Genomic DNA, 16,039 nt, shown 5'->3' with positions numbered 1-16,039 from the left:
ACAAAATGTAGGGCTTTTATTTATTATTTAGTTGTTCCTATTCTTCTTATTCTTGTTTCAACATTAATATCAATATTGGCTTTTTCATATACCTCATCCCAATCGTCCTTAATTTTTTCATATAATTTAGGTTTGAATTTTTCTACATATTCTCTAAACCCAATAGGATCAATAGAGTATTTTTCTTGCGTTATCCTAGTAACTTTTTCACATTTCTTTTCAATAACATCATTGAAATTGCTTTGAATCTCCTTTAAATCATTTTCTTCAAAAACATCTTCTTCTAAATAGTATTGTTTTAATTGTCCTTCTAGCTTTATATCTACTTTAAATTCTAAACCTTTTTCATAGTTATCATTAACAAGACTTATTTTTCTTTCTGCGCCTTCTATTTCAAATTCTATTGGATGACCATCTTTAAAAACGACCTCTTTTCCTCCTTTAATTTTACCTCTTAGCATTTCTAGCGCTGAAGTTTCCTCAGAATCTAAATTTCCTTGTAATTCATAATTTTTTATTAATGCTACTCCTGATAAATAAATCTCGTTTTTAGCTTTATCAAAACTTATGTTAGGAATTATTGCATTACCATTTTGATATAACAAAATTGCAAGTTCATTAAATTTAATAGGTATAACATTAGATTTTATACCGCTATTCTCCATTATTCCTGTTATATAGCTTTCTATATTTTTTTCCATAACAGGTTGATACTTTACATAATCTTCTGACCTTCCCTTTGCTACCACAACCAACATCATCCTATTAATACAAGGCTTTCTTTCAATATAATCAAGTATTTCCTTTACGGTATCAGGATGTCTTAACAATTCATCACTTAAAATCAAGAGTTTAATATGACCTAAATGTAAAGTTCTGCTACTTCTAGACACCATTTTAGCCATACCATCCTCCATAGAAAAAGCATCTATCGTAATAAATTTTTCTTTACCTGTTGCTGTTTTTCCTGGTTCAACTTCACTTATATCAGGAAATCCATAAGTAATAGATAATTTATTAAATTCTTTCTCATTAAATATTTCGTTTGATTTTATATCCTTAAATTTATCCTCTTTACCTATGTCCCTTCCAACATCCACAGCCATAGTTGATATGAAAATCCTTCTATCTATTTCCACTTTATCCCAACACCCACTTAACAAACAACATATCAATATTAAAGGGATAATTTTTTTATACTTCACCCTTACTCCGCCTCCCTTTAATAAAAGCTATTATCACTAACACCAAAGGTAATATTGCTATCATTCCACTATCTACAAAAGGTTCAACTTTTTTTTGAAACTGATAAACTTCCGTTATATTTTCAGGATATAGCGCTATTACATAAATAAAAGGAATAATAAGCATTAATGAAATTTTTATATCTTCTAAATTAAAAACATCCCTTATTATTTCCGAACTAAAATAATATATATTTACATACGTTGTGAAATAAAATAACAGCCAGAAAACCATCGCTATTCCTTCCCACCGTTCTACAAAGGTTCCTGGTATATCTACAATTGATATCATTGTTATTGTAGGCCATAATAATTGAGTATTATATTTAGAAGTGAATACAATTATAGTGGTCATAATCACTAGAATGTAAAACACTATAATAAACACTAAACTTCTAAATGTCACTTTAATAATTGACTTTTTTTCTTTAAGAAAAGGAAGGATCATATATAGGATACCAAACCCCAAAAAACTATAAAAACTATTACTTCCTGCCTTTAAATACTCTATTGGTTTATGAGATAATATTGGAAATATATTTGTAAAATCAGCTTCGTTTAATAATATAAAAGGGATAGCCAAAAAAACAGGTATAAACATTAACCAAAATGCTAGTTCATTAAATTTAATTATATCTTCAAATTCTCCTCTTATAAGAAAAGTTCCCGTTAATATCATAACCAATAACATAAATTCAGTTGGAGTTCTCTGTAAAAGATACATTTTCATAACTTCTATAAATGTTCTCATCTGAAGAGAAATTATAAAAATCCCCATTGATGCAAATACAAATGCTATTATTTTTCCCATTACATTTCCAAAATTATTTTGAAGTATATCTATAAACCTAGCATAGTTATTAAGTTCTACCGATTTATGCAATAAGTAAAGTAAGGGAACAAAAATAACCCCAGCTAAAAGAATTACAATCCAAGCATCCGAACCTACAAATTTACACAATTCACTTGGATATGAAAAAATCCCCGTTCCTATAACCGTTACTACTGTTGTTACAAACAAATCATATTTACTTACAATGTTTTTATTATCCATAAATACTATCTCGCCACCCTTCAACTATTTTTGTCTTATCTTATCTCTAGGCTTCATATATTCAGGTCTTTCTCTAAAATACTTGAATGGCATTCTTATATACATATCCTTAAAATCTTTAATATTGGGATTAACACTTGGTGCTAAATATGGTATTCCAAAACTTTTAAGTCTAATTAAATGAATCAATACCACTAAAATTCCAAGTATTATTCCATAAAGACCTATAACCACAGACGCAATTATAAGAAAAAACCTTATAATTCTTAACGCAGAAGTAACAGCATAATTGGGTGTAATAAATTCTGAAATAGCAGTAACTCCAATGATAATCACCATAATAGGACTCACTATTCCTGCACTAACTGCTGCCTGACCTATAATAAGACCTCCTACTATACCTATTGTTGCTCCTATCGGTTTGGGCAGGCGTATAATTGCTTCTAGTAACAGTGCCAAACTAACTTCCATAATTAATGTTTCAACAAAAGCAGGGAAAGGCACTCCTTCTCTAGAACTCGCTATAGCATAAGCTAGCTTTGTTGGAATAATTGATGTATGAAACGAAGTAACAGCTACATACAAAGCAGGAAGAATAACCGAAAGCACTATTGACAAAACTCTTATAAATCTCACAACCGACATATAAATCCATCTTTGATAATAATCATCAGGAGACTGTAATAAATTAGGAAGTGTTGCTGGTACTATAAGTACAAAAGGAGAATTATCTACGAGTACTGCAACCCTACCTTCATATAATGCAGCTGCAACAACATCTGGTCTTTCTGTACTTTGAATTTGAGGAAAAATAGAAAAATTACTATCTTCTATCATTTGTTCTACATAACCACTATCTAGTACAGCATCTATATTAATTTTATTTATTCTTCTTTTTAGTTCATCAAGAACAGTCTTATTTACAATATCATCTATATACATTATTACTGAATCTGTCTTGGACCGAACCCCCAAAGCCTTAGGTTCAACTTTTAGTCTTGTATCTCTAATTCTTCTTCTTATAAGTACAGTATTAAATCTTATAGTTTCTGTAAATCCATCTCTACTTCCTCTTACTACAGTTTCTCCAGATGGTTCACCGACCCCTCTTGCTGGCCAAGAACGAGTAGCTATAATATACCCTGCCTCTAATCCATCAATTAACATAAATGTTTCACCACAAAGTACAGCTTTTATCCCTTCAGACAAATCATTAACCTCTTTAATATCAGATACAGCTAAAATTTTATCTTTAATATCTCCAACTTTTTGAACAGAATTATTTTCCTTCATAAGAGGTTCAAGAACATAATCATCTATTAAGATTTTATCCGCCATTCCATCTATGTAAACAAAAGCCGCTTTCCATTCTTTAATGTAAAATTCTCTAAAAACTATATCTGAATTATCTTTAAACAAATCTTTCATATAGGCAATATCATTATCAATTTTTAAAGAAATACTTTGCTTTATCCACTCTTTCAATTTTGTGACCCTCCTTTTATAAAATTGCTCTTATAATAAACAATACAATTCCAATAATAACCATTCCTCTTCCTATAATTTTTGATTTTTTAGCCATAGTTGGCATATTTGCTTTTTTAAAATTTACAGAATCATAAAAACCTAATATAATTCCTTGTATTAAAAGTAACATTAGAAAATATCTTCCAAACAGATCTATAATTCTCATAATTTCACCCCTACTTTACTCAGATTATTTTTTGTCTTAGAGGTTAAAAATATACACTATATAAGAATATTGCGTCGCAATATTCTCATATAGTGTAAAAAAAAAGAATTAAGATAAAACTTAATTCTTACTTATATGGTTCTTGTAATAAAAACTTCTGAATATTTTTCTTTAAACTCTTCATAACACTTTTGAGCTTTTAAAATATCATCAAAAAAACCAAATATCGAAGGACCACTGCCACTCATCATGGAACCCAGAGCGCCCATTTTAAGCATGCTATCCTTTATATCCCTCAACATTGTATGTTTTCTTAAAGTTACGTTTTCAAGTACATTTTTCATATTTTCACTTACATAATAGATATCATTTTTCTTTATAGCTTGTACTAAGTCTTTTGTATTTGGATGTTTAAATATCTTGTTAATATCTAATGCTTTATAAACATCTTTAGTTGAAACACCAAAATTAGGTTTTACAAGTACTAATATATGTCCTTCAAAAGATTTTAAAGGTGTAACTATTTCCCCAACCCCTTGACATAACGCAGTTCTACCCATTATACAATACGGTACATCTGCACCTATTTGTAAACCTAATTCACAAAGTTCTTTATCGGAAACATCTATATTATAAATATTCCTCATAGCTATTAAGGTTGCCGCTGCATCAGCACTACCTCCAGCAAGTCCTGCAGCTACAGGTATATTTTTTTTTATACTTACAGTTATTCCCTCTTGTGTTTTATATGTATTAATAAAAAGTTTTGCAGCTTTATAAACCAAATTACGTTCATCTACTGGAACATAAGGTTTATTACATCTTATATTAATTTCTTCTTTGCTTTTATCAAATTTCAATACATCATACAATTCAATTTTTTGCATTATCATATCTAGTAGATGATACCCGTCTTCTCTCTTACCTACCACATCTAAAGATATATTTATTTTAGCAAAGGCTTTAACTAACATAGTGTTACCCCTCCGTGAATAAATATTTTCAAATCAACTCATTAATTATAACATAAAAAATTTCTCCATACTAAGTATGGAGAAATTTTTTAAATAACAGCTCTTCCAGGTATAATTAATTTTTCACCTACCATAATATTATCTTCATTTTCTATTTCATTGATTTTAACCAAATCATCTACTGTTGTACAATATTTTTTAGCTATCTTCCAAAGTGTATCTCCATCCTGTACTACATAAATTGTAATACTAGCCTTTTTATTTATAACATTATCTTCTGAAGGCACTATATCCACTAAAAATTCCTTATTAGTTGAATAGTTAACACTTGCATAAGCTTTTATAATACCCTTTACTGCAATAGTATTAGCTTCAACAAAAGCTTCTAAGTTTTCTAGATAAATTTTAACCATACAACTCATATCTATCTTAGCACCAGGTATATCAACGGTACAATTGAAAGGTATTTCTTGGCTTGCAATGCCAATATATTCTTCTTTATCATCTGTTTTATATATAACATCAACCCTTGCCAATCCTTCAATAACAACTTTATCTTCAACTATTTTCTTATCTGTAACACAGGTTTTCCCGCAACATAATACAACTTCAGTTGCTCTTATATTTTTATTATTTAACTCAATATTTTCTTTTACAATAGTTTCATACGTATTTTGTCCCAACATAACATTAAGCTCATAATTCGTCTTATCCATTTCAAGTAATTTAGTAGGAGAATATGCATCTTCTATCATATCCACTTCAGCCTTATACATAACTCTTGTTTCAGTTTTAATTAAAGATTCAACATCTACTATACGTCTTTCTCCTAAATCATTATCCTTAACATCATATTCAACATCCTCAATAACAAATTCTGTATTGTTATCCATAAAGTAATCTATACCTTCAAATTCTACTTCATCACTAATAAATACATCATCTTCAATTTTATAAAGTTCTCTACTATTTTGAGCTTTATAGCAAACTTCTACCCTGGTAAATGCTTCTATTTGAATTTTTCCTTCTAATAATTTCACTTCTTTTTTATGAATAGTAACATTACATTTTAATATTTTTCCTATCTCAGGTTTATCCATTGATACTTGCATATGTGATTTACTTACCAGTTCTCCATTTACTACTCCAACTATTTTATCAACTGAAGATGGATTTTTTAAAAATTGAATATCGTCTATATCCTCTACATCTTTTACTGCTTCAATCTCATATTTCTTATAAATGGATGATTTCAATTTAATAATACCTTCAACCGCCACTTTTCTTTCATTAATTATGTTACATTCCATATGTTCAATATAGCATTCTGCTGTACATTTCATGTCAGCCTGAACTCCTCGCATTTCAATATAAGTCGAAAAACTTTTTGTATATATGGCATTATACGCTTCACTATCTTCATCTGTATTTGCCATATACAATACATTATATTTTATTTGTCCTTCTAGATAAACTTTATCATGCATTACTTCTCTATTCGTTATTTTAGGTTGAGAATCTAACATTAGTATACTTTTAACATCTGGCTGGATATCAGGTACAACATATTCTTCTTTAATGACAATATCCATTGTCTCTTCTCCCAGTAGCTGCTCATATTCTATATTTTCTTTAATCAATTTCATAGCCATATAACTGACCTCCCATAAAATACCTACTAACTAATGTATATATATCTTCTCCTAAAAATATGATATATTTTTATTAAATAATTTTACATTCTTTCAAAAAAAAAAGAAAATGATACTGATAACACAGCATCACTTTTATTAACCAGCAAAGTCTATTTGAACTGTTTTAGTTAAAATATCCGAATAACTATATGTGACCTTCCTTTGGGTGTCATTTTCTAATCTAACAACAAAAATACTTGGATATGTCTTCTCAAGTACACCACAATTTACAACTATTTTTCTTCTTCCGTTGTTAGCTCTTAGCGTCACTTTTTCTCCTACATGATTATCCATTTGATTTTTTATTGACGCTAAAATATTTTTTTTCATAGCAAGCACCCTCTTTCTACACTCTATATTATACCTCAAAATAATTCAATTGTCAAGCAAACCTATAATTTTATCACCATCGATTAAACTTGTCAATGTTAAATTTTTGTGAACAGATAAAGCTTCAAGCATTATTTTAGCTTGAAGCTAATTATACTAACTCTATCTATTTATATTACTAGTATTCTCATTTTTTTTAATTAATATACATTTTCTATGCATATTTTGATTTTGGAAATCCCTCTCTATGTTTTCCTCTAGTTTGAAGTCCCCCTACCCCTGCAGATCCAGTTATTGTACTTTGAATAACCTCCTGAATAGAAACTATCTTATCTATATTTGTATATGCTATTTTTTCTGAAATAAAAACCGGATCTAAACAATGAATTAACACCCTATTAGGAGAACTAGCAAAATTAGCACCTGCATCTAATATTGCCTCGTAACATGATTGACATGCTCCTGCAAATATTACTAAATCATCGTAACCCGACTTATAGTTTCTAAGTTCCCTTACTGAATCTACATAATACTTTGAATGCTTATAATTATTTAAATCCATATAATCTTTAGCACCCTTAATAATAGCATCGTGTCCTGTTAACACAACTATGTCTGGTCTTATACGCTTGGCAAGTTCTAAAATTCGCTTAGGCTGATCTTTTTCTGGTATAACGTATCCCATAGCCTCCATTTCTAATTGTTTATATGTTCTCATACATACATCTAAATATTCCGAATCTCCATCCACATGTAAAATTCTTCCTGGACGTCCAAATAACATTTCCGATCCACTATTTTTTATATTTCTATCATTTCTTATAACTTTTATTTCTCTATACATTCTATATTTTTTTTTATCATTTCTACTCATTAATATCTTCTTTATTGAACCTTTTACTTTTTCATTAAACATAACATCCTTTTTACCTAAACTAGTTGCTAATTCTAAATCTGAAATAGGAGAATCAGCTATTATTCTCAAATTAATTCCCTTAAGAACATAAACAGAGTCATCATTGTCATTAGTTTTTATATCTATAATCTTAAAAGTAATATCCTTTCCGTAGGATTTTCTTACTACAACATCACCTATCTTCAAACTATCAACTCCAATCTACAAGTCCTGTTTATATAATATGTGCAATATTATATAATGTTGACAAACACTTGGAAATTCATAGTTCATCCAAAAATTAAAAGACTATGAATAATATCGTTTTATATTCATAGTCTCAAACTCAAAATTGCTAATTAGTTTATTAGAATGTGTATTCATAAATTCTAAATTAAACACCTGAATTATATTTATCTTTCCTTAAATTCGTTATAAACTTTTCCATTCTCATTATTTATAAAAATTTCTTCACCATGAGTATATTGCAAAGTTTCTTTTAAATCATTATAAAAATTAGCTCTAGTTGCATACTTATATGGTCTAAGCCATAGATGTCCTATTCCCAAAGGAATGGTAGCTAAAATATGCCACCCTACAAAGCTTAGGTTTAGTAAGAAATACCTCTTAATGTGTCCTTTCATCATTTCTTTACTAGTATTTATACATTCCATAACTCCAAGTTCTTGATTATCATTAAAAATAAAAAATGTCATTGAATAACGGCTTACTATAAGATAAATAATTATATAACAAATTATTGATAATATAATTAAAAATACTACAATTCCATTTCCTAATCTAAATAAAATTTGTTCTGTAGATATCCCTTGTATGTTATGTACATTTGTATAAATAACTTTTATCATAACAATTATCGTAATTATTGTAGCTGGAATAAGTACAAGCATAGACCATAAAGAACTAAATATAAATACAAGTAATTGAATTAAAAAATTCTTACCAAAAAACTTAAAACCTTCAAACAAATTTTCTATTTGAAAATTCTGCTTCCTAGTCAAATTAAGAAAAAATCTACAGACTCCATAAGTAACAGCTCCTCCAATTAAGAGATTTATTATAAATCCGATTCTACTTAACACAATCGAAATAATTGTTCTTTCTGCAATATGTTTCCAAAAAATCTCATTTACATAAACACCTAATGAAAAAGCATGTATTAAATCACCAATTCTAGCCATATACCCAAATATACTTGTAAAGATAATTGCAATAAAACATACAAGAACTGCCATTAACCAATTTCCACTCAAACACTCTTTTGCTTCTTTTTTTAATTTTCTAATATCTTTAAATTTGTTCTGTCCTATCATCTTAAATCACTTGTTTATAACTAATAAACTATACCCTTTATTAGTATCACAAGCCCGCCCCCTAACTATTTATGCTTTGATTGTTTTCCATATATTACTATACTATTCTTTATGATTACTATCAAGCATAATATAATAGAACCACATAAGTTATAAATTTCTTATATGGTTCTATTATAAACTATCCTTCTTGTTCATAGTTTTCTTTAAACTCTTCAATAAAATTCATATATCCTTCTTGTTCATTAATCAAAGCTCCAATTTTTTTATTAAAAGTATTTGTAGCCCAATTAACTTCATTATAATAATATCTATTTGCAAGTCTCCAAAAACGTTGTGGGAAAAGTAAAAATGCAAATAATACTCTATATTCTTCTTCTCTTAAAGGTTTTACTTCACTATAAGAATTAATAATTAACTTAGCACAATTTATGTCCCATTCTCTTCTTTTTAGTACTTTTATCATAAAATTAGAAATATCATAAACTTCAACTTCTCTTTTACAATAATCAAAGTCTATTATATTAACATTGTTAGTTTTATCTATTACAATATTATGGTAAGTATAATCATGATGACAAAAACTTTTTTCATTTTCTGTAATCTCGCATATTTCCATATATTTAGAATCATTTAAAACACCCAACGCTCTCTTACCCAACTCTTTATAAAATTCCATGTTTTTTATATAATTCAAATCAAAATCACTTTTTCTATTTCTTTTTCTACACATATTTCTCATTTTGTCTAGTGCTTTAATTCTTTTTTCCATTAAATGCGGCCATCTTCCTAAATCTGTTTTTAACTTACTATTTTCAGGTGGATCATATCCCTTTGAAGCTATATGCATATTTGCTAATGCCTTTGCTGCCATTACTATATCATTATCATCATGGAAATCAGCTTCTCGTCCATCTATCCATTCTGATAAAGTATATATGTCTTCATTGACAAGCGCATAAGGCTCTTTTTCTATGTTTATATCGTATTTATCAACCTGGGTAAATCCATTGTTTATTAAATGCTCTTTTGCCGCATATACAAAATAAAGTTTTTGAATACCATAATTAATTCTTTTTAAACATTTAGTTCCTTTATTAGTTTTTAAACAATATACACCTTTATTAGGTTTTATACTTTCAATTTTAATATCAAATTGTCTCTCAATCTCAAATTCCCTCATCATATTTATCGCCTCCTCTAATAATCTATATGTATACACTAACTTATTTAGAATAATTTTTTATATTCTACTTTATTAACGTTTTTTAACTAAAAACAATATAATAAAACTATGATGGTTAGCACTTTCTGAAAGGATGCCTTATGAGAATAGGAATTGATGCAAGAGCAGCCAAATGGTATAGAGGAACAGGTATTGGAACTTATTCATATCAATTAATTAATTCATTAAATAAAATAGATCATTACAACGATTACTTGCTTTTCATGCCTAAAAGCAGTAATTACAATATAAATTTCAATAAAAATTATACTATTAGAAATATTGCTCAGAATGTTAAATCAAATTTTTGGGATGAAGTTAATATTCCAAATATATTAAAAAACAATAACATAGATTTATATCATGTTCCTCAAAACGGTGTTGGTTTACCCAAAGTAAAAAATTGTCCTTTTGTAATTACTTTACATGATATTATACCTTATAAGATGCCAAAAACCGTAGGAGAAAGATATCTTGAAATATTCACAAAAGAAATGCCACGAATCATTAGTATGTGTGATGGAATTATCACAGTTTCAAATTTTTCAAAACAAGATATAATAAATGCTTTTAATTTTCCCCCTGAAAAAATTTTTGTAACTTACCTAGCCAATGAAGATATTTATAAACCTTTAGATAAAACTTTCTGCAAAAATTTCATAAAAAAACATTATGGTATAAAAGATGACTATATTTTATATGTAGGAGGATTTAGTCCTAGAAAAAACATAATAGGTTTAATTGAAGCTTTTAGTAAACTTTTATCAAAAATTAAAGATAAAAATACTAAATTAATCATAGTGGGAAAACAAGGTAAATCTTATAGTATATATAAAAAACGAACAGAAGATTTACATGTTCAAAACTCTGTTATCTTCCCAGGATTTATACCTCTAGAACATATGCCTATTTTTTATAATTCTGCAAATATTTTTATTTATCCTTCTTTTTATGAAGGATTTGGCCTACCTCCTATAGAAGCTATGGCTTGTGGTACTCCAGTAATAGCTTCAAAATTCACATCAATCCCAGAAGTATTGGGAAATGCTGGGATACTTATAAATCCTAATGATATATCAGAACTAAGTAATTCTATATATACTGTTCTTTCTAATGAAATATTAAGAAATCAATTAATAAAAAAATCTTTAACACAAAGTACTAAATTCACTTGGAAAAAAACTGCTGAAAAAACTTTAAAAGCATATAAAAATATTGCGAAGCAAAGTTAACATGCTTCGCAATATTCTTATATATTGTCTTTAAATTTTTTTAAGAATTCCTCTTTATCTTCTTTAAATTCATTCTTCTTTATAAGTCTCTGTAAAAACACCTTATATTCCCATTCTTTTGTTCTTGTATAATATTGTTTTGATATAGTATAAAAATCTTGAGGAAAAGTTAACATACCATATAAAACTTCCAACTCTTTTTTATTTAACTCATTATACATACAATAGTTCTCTATTATTGTATTAGTAAACTCTATATCATAAGCTGATTTTTTTTCTGCTTTATTTATAAAATTACATAAATCATGTACTTTTAAATCTATTATGCAATAATCAAAATCTACAAAATAAGACTTATCCTCCTTAATTAAAATATTATGATGTGCTAAATCATGATGACACAATATCTTTTTATCCTCTTGGCTACATAGCTTATAAAAACTTGATTTTTCTAAAATATTTATACTATCCTTAATCTTATCTTTATAATAATCTACATTATCTAAAAATATATCATCAAATTCACTTTTCTTTTCACTTAAAGAAGCTATATTCTTAAATAACTCCATTTCATATAGCTTTCTTTTAAAACTATCAATTGTATTACCATAAACACATCTTGTTTTACCATTATATCTAAATCCTTCACATGCTTTATGCAATTCACCCAATCCTTGAGAAGCTATAGCTATATCAATCGGATTACTGTATTCGCTTTCTCTACCCTCAATTAAATCCATTACACAATATAAATCTTTATTACAAATCGTATATATTTTATTATCTTTAGTTAATGTATATTCGAACACTCTATCAAAACCATTATTTCTGATATATTTTATTCCAGCATAAATAAATTCTAACTCATCTATATCATAATTAATCTTTTTTAAAATTTTATTTCCTTGATCAGTAATAAGTATAAAAACCTTTCTAACTGGAATTACATCTTCTACTTTAAAATTAAATCTTTTAAAAATATTCACACATAAATTATATTTCACTAATTCCTTTTTATCTCTAATCTTTACATTTTGCAACATACTTTCACCCCCTTTATAACAATTCTTCAGAGCGTATTACTTTGTTCAATTTATTGATATATTTATCATAATTATTCTTGTTATTCTTATTTTTCTTATATTTCATACAACATTTCATAAATTCATAAGGATATTCAAAAAGTGCTTTCATAAATATTTCACTCTCTTTATCTAAATTTTCATATTCACAGAATTTATTAATTAACATATCAAAAGATAAATTTTTACCTTTTGATTTAAGTTTATTCAAAAAATAAATCCCATCTATTTCAACTAGATCATAACAGCAGTCTTCAAAATTCACCACTTCAATACAATTATTCTTTCTTAAGTTTGTAAAATACGTATCCCCTAAACAAATCTCTATTCTATCCATACTTCTTCTTATAATTTCTAAGTATCTATTATTGTATACTTCTTCTATACATTCTTCAGCTTTGTTTAAATATTTTTCTCCATATTTCAAAAATAGTTTTTCGAAGCTATTAATCTCTGTTTTTCTTTTAACTGTTTCATATTCATACTTTATCCTTTTTATATATATTTTATATTGTTCTATAGTACGCCCTCTTTTATCTTCTAACCTATGTCCAATATAGTTATCATAACCATTAACCCTTTTATGAAATTGACTAATTATATATAATTGATTTAACGCTTGCTCATCAGTAATTTCATTTTTAACTGTATGTGCTTTATACGGTTCTATCTTTCTTATTTTTTTTTCTTTAACATATTCGAAAAAACAATTACCAGATAAGCTATTCATAGCATCACCTCTACTTATCCACTTTTTTCATTTTCTTCATAATACACTTTTTTTCTCTTTCTAACTTTCTAAGCTTCTTTTGCTTTTTCTTTATCTTTTTCAATCTTTTTATATAATCTTTTAAATCATCAACTTCCTTATCATATACGTCTACATCAATATTCTGTATATCTGTATTTAAGTCTTCAATTTTATCCTTATTACTCATAAAAACCTCCTATAATAAATTCAGTACTTATAAATTCTAAACTCATTTATAAACTCTTGTTTTTGTTCTCTGTCATCAATGTATTTTTTTAACTTTCTTAAGAAAAATTCTTGTCCCCAGTCCTTTTTTTCCCAATAATATTGAATTCCTCTTTGCCAATAATCTTGTGGAAATTCCATAAAAGCGGCCATAATAGTAATATCATTCTTTTCTACATTCTTTATAGAATTATATGTGTCTATTATTTCTACAGCATTTTTCATATCCCATTTTCCATACTTCATTCTTCTAATCAAAATACTTGATAAATCATGCAGATGTGTATCTAAGATACAATAATCAAAATCTATTATATTTACTTCACTATGCTTATCTATTAAAACATTATGATAAGCATAGTCATGATGACAAAATCCTTTGTTTCTAATTTCATTCTTCATTTTTTTTATATAATCACTTTGAACCAAATTTTGAATAGCACTATCTGCCCTATCTAATTCCTCTTTCATAATGCTTAAATATAATGCATCAAATTCAGACTTTCTATCCTTATTGTTAATTCTACTTTTAAAATCTAAAATTTCATTTTTTCTAGTCTTATATGTTTCTATCCACTTAAGCCATCCAATTCTTGGATTCATTTCTTTAGTCACATTAAATCCTTCACTTTTATTATGAAAATCAGCAAGCTTTAATACAGCTGCCTTAATATCAATAGGGTTGTCATAATTACAAAGTCTAGCATCAATCCAAGGTGTTAAATAAGCATAATCGTTCCCCAATTTTATATAATTTTTTTTCTGCTTTGTTTTTATCATTTCTGGTATTTTTTTGAATCCCTTTTCTTGTAAATGTTTTATAGCACTTATAATAAAAATAAAATGCCCAAATTCATATTTAATAACTTTCAAACAAAATTTTTGCTTTGATGCATTTATTTTATAAATATTTTTCATTTTTTCTATGGTATCAATATTCATCTCATATTCTTGCTCCAGTATCCTTCTTATCTCACTACTTTCCAAAGGTCTTCCCCCAAAATCTTTTTCCTATTTTCAGTATATGAATCTATTTTTTAGTGTGTGAATAATTGAGATTCTGTCTGTGTTTATATCACATTTTTGATCCTAATTTAATATTATTAATAATGTATAGGGATTTTTTAAGGAGAGGATTTAATGAGAATAGCAATTGATGCTCGAGCTATCAATTGGTATAAAGGTACAGGCATTGGTACTTATACAGAAAATGTTGTAAAAAATTTAATAAATATAGATAAAACCAACTACTATCATATCTATTGGACAGGTAATGATTGGAATTATTTTTCAAAGGATAACTCTAATATAATTATTACTTCTAAAAAACACCATAGATTTTTTCAACAATATTATTTTCCATATGATTTAAATAGAGAAAACATAGATATTTACCATGTACCTCAAAACGGAATTGGCTTAAATGAAAATGCTAAATGTAAAAAAGTAATAACAATCCATGATTTGATTCCTTATGTTATGCCTGAAACTGTGGGTAGAGGCTACTTACTTAAATTTTTACGTGAAGTACCCTATATAATTGCAAATTCTGATGCAATAATTACAGTATCTGAATATTCAAAAAAAGATATATTGAAATTTTTTCCTATAGATGAAAATAAAATTTTTGTAACACCTCTAGCTGCTAACAATATATATAAACCTTTAGACAAAGGAATCTGTAAAAAATTTATAAAAGAAAATTACAACATAAATAAACCTTTCATATTATATATAGGTGGATTTAGTGCTAGAAAAAACATAAAATCACTTATAAATTCTTTCATTAAAATAAATTCTGATTTAGATAAAGATTACAACTTAGTTATTGTTGGCGCAAAAAAAGACTTAGGAAATTACCTAAGTAATAAGTTCGTTGATGTTTCAAAAATAGTATTTACCGGATTTATAAATCAAGAGGAATTACCTATATTCTACAATGCATGTGATGTATTTGTTTATCCTTCGTTATATGAAGGATTTGGTCTTCCTCCTTTGGAAGCTATCAGCTGCGGAACACCTGTTATCACCTCAAACATTACATCAATACCTGAAGTTGTAGGTGATAGTTGTATACTTATTGATCCATATAACCAAGATGAACTAGCTTCTTCTCTATTGAAACTATTAAATGATAAAAAGCTACAAGAAAGTTTGAGAAAAAAAGGACTAGAAAGAGCATCAAATTTTTCTTGGGAAAAAACTGCTAAAAATACTCTTAATATCTATGAAAAAATTTATAATAATTAAACTAAAATGTTTATTAAACAAAAATAAGAATGGTTCACTAAAAAACCATTCTTATT

General features: G+C 27.1%; 16 protein-coding genes. 2 read left to right on the top strand and 14 right to left on the bottom strand.

Annotated features, from left to right (window positions below; all coding sequences use genetic code 11):
- Nucleotides 1-23: 23 nt before the first annotated feature.
- The 10 genes from OW763_RS14775 to OW763_RS14730 all read right to left on the bottom strand — a co-directional run bounded on the left by OW763_RS14775 (nucleotide 24) and on the right by OW763_RS14730 (nucleotide 10,404).
- A complete protein-coding gene (locus OW763_RS14775) occupies nucleotides 24-1,205 on the bottom strand; it encodes a Ger(x)C family spore germination protein (protein ID WP_268042059.1) in 1,182 nt (393 codons plus the stop codon).
- A complete protein-coding gene (locus tag OW763_RS14770) occupies nucleotides 1,195-2,298 on the bottom strand; it encodes a GerAB/ArcD/ProY family transporter (RefSeq protein WP_268042057.1) in 1,104 nt (367 codons plus the stop codon). The genes OW763_RS14775 and OW763_RS14770 overlap by 11 nt, the downstream gene beginning before the upstream one ends.
- 24 nt (nucleotides 2,299-2,322) lie before the next feature.
- Nucleotides 2,323-3,783, bottom strand: coding sequence for a spore germination protein (locus tag OW763_RS14765; RefSeq protein WP_268042055.1), 1,461 nt, complete (start codon nucleotides 3,781-3,783; stop codon nucleotides 2,323-2,325).
- A 16-nt stretch (nucleotides 3,784-3,799) separates the two neighbouring features.
- Nucleotides 3,800-3,991 (bottom strand): CLC_0170 family protein, encoded by a 192-nt coding sequence (locus OW763_RS14760; protein ID WP_268042053.1) that lies wholly within the window; start codon nucleotides 3,989-3,991, stop codon nucleotides 3,800-3,802.
- A 131-nt stretch (nucleotides 3,992-4,122) separates the two neighbouring features.
- On the bottom strand, nucleotides 4,123-4,965 hold the full coding sequence (gene ispE, locus OW763_RS14755) for a 4-(cytidine 5'-diphospho)-2-C-methyl-D-erythritol kinase (protein ID WP_268042051.1): 843 nt from the start codon (nucleotides 4,963-4,965) through the stop codon (nucleotides 4,123-4,125).
- Between the two features lie 89 nt (nucleotides 4,966-5,054).
- Nucleotides 5,055-6,617, bottom strand: coding sequence for a DUF3794 and LysM peptidoglycan-binding domain-containing protein (locus OW763_RS14750; protein WP_268042049.1), 1,563 nt, complete (start codon nucleotides 6,615-6,617; stop codon nucleotides 5,055-5,057).
- Nucleotides 6,618-6,755: 138 nt separating this feature from the next.
- On the bottom strand, nucleotides 6,756-6,989 hold the full coding sequence (locus tag OW763_RS14745) for a Veg family protein (protein WP_268042217.1): 234 nt from the start codon (nucleotides 6,987-6,989) through the stop codon (nucleotides 6,756-6,758).
- 214 nt (nucleotides 6,990-7,203) lie between these two features.
- A complete protein-coding gene (gene yabG / locus OW763_RS14740) occupies nucleotides 7,204-8,091 on the bottom strand; it encodes a sporulation peptidase YabG (RefSeq protein ID WP_268042047.1) in 888 nt (295 codons plus the stop codon).
- Nucleotides 8,092-8,297: 206 nt separating this feature from the next.
- On the bottom strand, nucleotides 8,298-9,218 hold the full coding sequence (locus tag OW763_RS14735) for a DUF975 family protein (RefSeq protein ID WP_268042045.1): 921 nt from the start codon (nucleotides 9,216-9,218) through the stop codon (nucleotides 8,298-8,300).
- Nucleotides 9,219-9,399: 181 nt separating this feature from the next.
- Nucleotides 9,400-10,404 carry a CotS family spore coat protein gene (locus OW763_RS14730; protein WP_268042043.1) on the bottom strand — a complete coding sequence of 335 codons (1,005 nt, stop codon included), beginning with the start codon at nucleotides 10,402-10,404 and terminating at the stop codon, nucleotides 9,400-9,402.
- Between the two features lie 140 nt (nucleotides 10,405-10,544).
- On the opposite strand from OW763_RS14730, the gene OW763_RS14725 reads away from it, so the two are divergent.
- Nucleotides 10,545-11,675 carry a glycosyltransferase family 4 protein gene (locus OW763_RS14725; protein WP_268042041.1) on the top strand — a complete coding sequence of 377 codons (1,131 nt, stop codon included), beginning with the start codon at nucleotides 10,545-10,547 and terminating at the stop codon, nucleotides 11,673-11,675.
- A 17-nt stretch (nucleotides 11,676-11,692) separates the two neighbouring features.
- On the opposite strand, the gene OW763_RS14720 is transcribed toward OW763_RS14725, so the two are convergent.
- The 4 genes from OW763_RS14720 to OW763_RS14705 are packed head-to-tail and all read right to left on the bottom strand — an operon-like array spanning nucleotide 11,693 to nucleotide 14,720.
- Nucleotides 11,693-12,718, bottom strand: coding sequence for a CotS family spore coat protein (locus tag OW763_RS14720; protein ID WP_268042039.1), 1,026 nt, complete (start codon nucleotides 12,716-12,718; stop codon nucleotides 11,693-11,695).
- A gap of 13 nt (nucleotides 12,719-12,731) precedes the next feature.
- Nucleotides 12,732-13,487, bottom strand: coding sequence for a spore coat protein (locus OW763_RS14715; RefSeq protein ID WP_268042037.1), 756 nt, complete (start codon nucleotides 13,485-13,487; stop codon nucleotides 12,732-12,734).
- A 10-nt stretch (nucleotides 13,488-13,497) separates the two neighbouring features.
- Nucleotides 13,498-13,695 carry a hypothetical protein gene (locus tag OW763_RS14710; protein WP_268042035.1) on the bottom strand — a complete coding sequence of 66 codons (198 nt, stop codon included), beginning with the start codon at nucleotides 13,693-13,695 and terminating at the stop codon, nucleotides 13,498-13,500.
- 20 nt (nucleotides 13,696-13,715) lie between these two features.
- Nucleotides 13,716-14,720, bottom strand: a complete 1,005-nt coding sequence (locus OW763_RS14705) for a CotS family spore coat protein (protein WP_268042033.1) — start codon at nucleotides 14,718-14,720, stop codon at nucleotides 13,716-13,718.
- 153 nt (nucleotides 14,721-14,873) lie between these two features.
- Between OW763_RS14705 and OW763_RS14700 the strand changes: the two genes are divergently transcribed.
- Nucleotides 14,874-15,983 carry a glycosyltransferase family 4 protein gene (locus OW763_RS14700; protein WP_268042031.1) on the top strand — a complete coding sequence of 370 codons (1,110 nt, stop codon included), beginning with the start codon at nucleotides 14,874-14,876 and terminating at the stop codon, nucleotides 15,981-15,983.
- Nucleotides 15,984-16,039: the final 56 nt, after the last annotated feature.

The organism is Clostridium aestuarii (assembly GCF_026735135.1).
Classification (GTDB): domain Bacteria; phylum Bacillota; class Clostridia; order Clostridiales; family Clostridiaceae; genus Clostridium_H; species Clostridium_H aestuarii.
The sequence above is the reverse complement of the archived record's forward strand: the minus strand, read 5'-3'. Positions and strand labels throughout refer to the sequence as shown.